This window comes from Phytobacter sp. V69 (genome assembly GCF_965644215.1).
In the GTDB taxonomy this organism is placed as follows: Bacteria; Pseudomonadota; Gammaproteobacteria; order Enterobacterales; family Enterobacteriaceae; genus Phytobacter.
Map to the genome: position 1 here is coordinate 1 of NZ_CBFFRL010000293.1, position 4,216 is coordinate 4,216.

The 4,216-nt window shown below is 54.2% G+C and carries 3 protein-coding genes; 1 reads left to right on the plus strand and 2 read right to left on the minus strand.

Annotated features, from left to right (window positions below):
• Positions 1-118: 118 nt before the first annotated feature.
• On the minus strand, positions 119-805 hold the full coding sequence (locus tag ACSZPU_RS23825) for a GntR family transcriptional regulator (protein WP_499003977.1): 687 nt from the start codon (positions 803-805) through the stop codon (positions 119-121).
• Positions 806-894: 89 nt separating this feature from the next.
• Positions 895-1,644: a bifunctional NADP-dependent 3-hydroxy acid dehydrogenase/3-hydroxypropionate dehydrogenase YdfG gene (gene ydfG / locus ACSZPU_RS23830; RefSeq protein WP_499003980.1), complete on the minus strand. Its 750-nt coding sequence runs from the start codon at positions 1,642-1,644 to the stop codon at positions 895-897.
• Between the two features lie 172 nt (positions 1,645-1,816).
• On the opposite strand from ydfG, the gene dcp reads away from it, so the two are divergent.
• Positions 1,817-3,862, plus strand: a complete 2,046-nt coding sequence (gene dcp / locus ACSZPU_RS23835) for a peptidyl-dipeptidase Dcp (RefSeq protein ID WP_499003982.1) — start codon at positions 1,817-1,819, stop codon at positions 3,860-3,862.
• Positions 3,863-4,216: the final 354 nt, after the last annotated feature.

Below are 4,216 nucleotides of genomic sequence, written 5' to 3' on the forward strand. Positions count from 1 at the left end.
TCGGTAGTTAACCCTTCCTCCTACACTCTCCACAATCATGTCCGAGCGTTGCACTTATTATCTGAATTCGCGGATTAAAACAGCACGACGTTTCAAAAAGGGAGAAGAACGAAAGGGGTTAGTCTTCGCTAAACCAGTCGCGATTTTCCTGGCTTATCAGTTTCACGGAGCCGCTGATTTCCTGCAAATGATGGGTCATCGCCGTATCTACCGCATCCGCGTCTCTTTTTTCCAGCGCATCAAAGATATCCTGATGCTGGCGGAGCAGCATTTCCGGCGGTGATACATGGTCGAGACTCATATAGCGCACGCGGTCCATGGTCGCTTTCAGGTTTTCAATGGTGTCCCAGGCCAGCTGACAGTCGGCAATTTGTGCGAGCTTCTGGTGAAACTCGTCATCCAACTGGAAGAAGTCATTCAGCTGTTTGCGCTCGATGGCAGTGCGCTGCTGGTTGAGATTCTGCTCAAGCTGGTAGCAGTAGCTGTCCGTCATCATCCCGGCGGCGCGACGGGCAACCGCGCATTCGATGGCCTGGCGCACGAAGCAGCCGTTACGGACCTGAGCGAGGGAGATTTTGTTCACATAGCTGCCGCGCTGGGGGCGAATCTGAATCAGGCCGTTTTCCGCCAGCTTGATAAAGGCTTCACGCACCGGCTGACGTGAGACGTCAAAGCGGACCGACACCTCTTTTTCAGACAGCGGTGTTCCCGGTGGAATCAGGCAATGCACGATATCCCGGCGGAGAATACGGTAGATTTGCTGGTTGACGGGTTGCGTCGGATTGAGCTGGGTTTCAACGATCATTCGCACTTACTTTTTAAGGGGTTACCTGTCTACCATACCATTAAATAGACGCCGTTCCCATACCCGGCCCGCGGGCCGGGGCAGGAAAATTAGCTTTCGCGGTGAACGCTCAGACCAGCATAGGTCTGGCTCACTGGCATCATTTCCAGGGTGTTGATATTGACGTGTTTTGGCAGCGTTGCCACCCACCAGACCGCTTCGGTAACATCTTCCGGCGTCAGGGCGTTGGTGTTTTCATAGGTTTTCCCGGCCTTCGCGTCATCACCTTTGAAACGGACGTTGGAGAACTCCGTCCCACCCACCAGGCCCGGTTCAATATTGGTCACGCGAACGGCAGTACCGTTAAGGTCGGTACGCAGGTTCAGGCTGAACTGACGGACAAACGCTTTAGTAGCGCCATAAACGTTACCACCGGCATACGGCCAGTTACCCGCCGTCGAACCGATATTAATGATATGGCCGCGATTGCGCTCAACCATGCCCGGCAGCACCGCGCGGGTCATATACACCAGACCTTTGTTATTGGTGTCGATCATGGTTTCCCAGTCATCCACATTGGCTTTGTGCGCTGGCTCCAGTCCCAGGGCCAGTCCGGCGTTGTTCACCAGAACGTCGATCGCTTTCCATTCAGCAGGTAAATTCGCCAGCATCTCTTCAATAGCTGCACGGTTACGCACATCCACTTGCGCTGTAAACAGGCTGTCGCCCAGCTCATCTTTCAGCTCTTGCAGACGCTCCTGACGACGTCCGGTCGCGATGACTTTATGTCCGTTCTCAATAAAACGACGTGTAATACTCTCACCAAAACCTGCAGTTGCCCCGGTAACCAAAATAATCATCTTACTGTTCCTCAACGCTTTTTGTGGTGTATTACCATAGCACGCGCCGCACAGCGGCGGTAACCTAAGTTAAGCCTGGCAAAAAATCTTCAATTTGTGCTACTGATAAATCATCGCAGCCAATACAGTGGATGTCTGGTCTGGGGTAACAAACCGAATTCAGGAGTAAAATATGTCGGTAACGAATCCTTTCTTCGATGTCAGCACGCTGCCGTATCAGGCACCGCGCTTCGATCTTATCCATCAGGATCACTATCGCCCTGCGTTTGACCGTGGGGTTGAGGAAAAACGCGCCGAGGTGGCCGCCATTGCGCAAAACCCGGCTCCCGCCACGTTCGACAATACTCTCTTGCCGCTGGAGTGCAGCGGCGAACTGTTGACGCGCGTGACCAGCGTCTTTTTCGCCATGACCTCCGCGCATACCAACGATTTCTTACAGCAACTGGACGAAGCGTTCTCCGCCGAGCTGGCGCAGCTGGCGAATGACATTTACCTCAACGACACACTGTTTGCACGCGTCGAGTCCGTCTGGCGCAACCGTGAATCCACGGGGCTGGATGAAGAATCTGTGCGCCTGGTCGAGGTGATGTATCAGCGCTTTATGCTGGCAGGTGCGACGCTCTCTGCGGATGATAAACAGGCGCTCAGAACCCTGAATACCGAGGCGGCTACGCTCACCAGCCAGTTTAATCAGCGCCTGCTGGCAGCGGATAAAGCCGGTGGGCTGGTGGTCGATTATGTCCACCAACTGGTTGGTCTGAGCAATGACGTTATCGCGGCAGCCGCCGAGGCGGCGCGGGAAAAAGAGCTGCCCGATCGCTGGCTGCTTTCCCTGCTCAATACCACGCAACAACCAGCGCTGGCAGCATTGCAGGACCGCCAGACGCGTGAAAATCTGTTCACCGCCAGTTGGTTACGTACGTCGAAAGCGGATGCCAACGACACGCGCAGCCTTGTTTTGCGTCTGGTGCAGTTGCGCGCCCGGCAGGCGTCGTTACTGGGCTTCCCGGATTACGCCAGTTGGAAAATGGCGGATCAGATGGCGGGTTCCCCGAAGGCTGCATTTGATTTTATGCGCGGGATTGTCCCCGTGTCGCGGGCGCGTGCGGAACGTGAACTGGCGGATATTCAACGGTTCATTGATGAGCAGGAAGGGGGCTTTGCCGCTCAGGCCTGGGACTGGCCGTATTATGCCGAACAGGTTCGACGGGCGAAGTACGATCTCGATGAATCACATATTGCCCCGTATTTTGCGCTCAACACGGTGCTGACCGAAGGGGTATTCTTTACGGCGAGCCAGCTTTTTGGCATTCGCTTTGTGGAGCGTAACGATATTCCGGTTTATCACCCGGACGTGCGGGTATGGGAAATATTTGATCACAATGAAGAGCGGCTGGCGCTGTTTTATGGCGATTTCTTCGCCCGCGACTCCAAAAGCGGTGGTGCGTGGATGGGGAATTTCATCGAGCAATCGACGTTGCTATCGACAAAACCGGTTATTTACAACGTCTGCAATTACCGGAAACCTGCGGCCGGGCAGGCGGCACTGCTGTCGTGGGATGATGTGATTACCCTGTTCCACGAGTTTGGCCACACGCTGCATGGTTTATTTGCCAGCCAGCGCTATGCCAGCCTTTCGGGGACCAACACGCCGCGCGATTTCGTTGAGTTCCCGTCGCAGATTAACGAGCACTGGGCAAGCCATGCGGAGGTTTTCACCCGCTATGCGCGTCATTACCAGACCGGCGAGCCGATGCCGGAAGCACTGCGCAATAAAATGCTGCGTAGTACCCAGTTCAATAAAGGCTATGACATGACGGAGCTGCTGAGCGCCGCCTTGCTGGATATGAACTGGCACAGTCTGGATGGCAATACTCAGGTCAATGATGTCGATGACTTTGAAGCGCAGGCGATCCGTCATGAGGCGCTGGATATTTCAGCCGTTCCGCCTCGCTATCGCAGCAGCTATTTTGCCCATATCTTCGGCGGCGGCTACGCGGCGGGCTATTACGCCTATCTGTGGACGCAAATGCTGGCTGACGATGGCTTCCAGTGGTTTGTAGAGCAGGGCGGATTGAACCGCGAAAACGGGCAAAAATTCCGCGACGCGATTTTGTCACGCGGGAATAGCACTGATTTAGCTGAACTTTATCGCCAGTGGCGTGGGCACGACCCGCTTATCGAGCCGATGCTGAAAAATCGCGGGCTGAGCGAATAACGCGTCTTTAGCCAGAAAATAAATAACCTCCGGCCATGTCGGAGGTTATTTATTGTCATCACAAAGGCCCTTTTAGGGCCTTAACAATTTAGCGCAGACCAGGCCCATGGAAATGACCACCACCGGGGCCGCCGCCAGGTCCTCCTGGAGGGAAAATGCACCCGGAAAGAGACATTGCTCCACAGAGCACAATAACGACGAGCATAATTTTTTTCATAAAAACTCCTGAACAGACGAGCCTTAATTCCAAAACAAAAATGTGAATATTTTATGGAGAATTAGATAGTGTCATCACAAGATTTTAGCCCAGAGAGCGATGCATCTGATCTGGACGGCAGCGAGAAATGAGGCCGT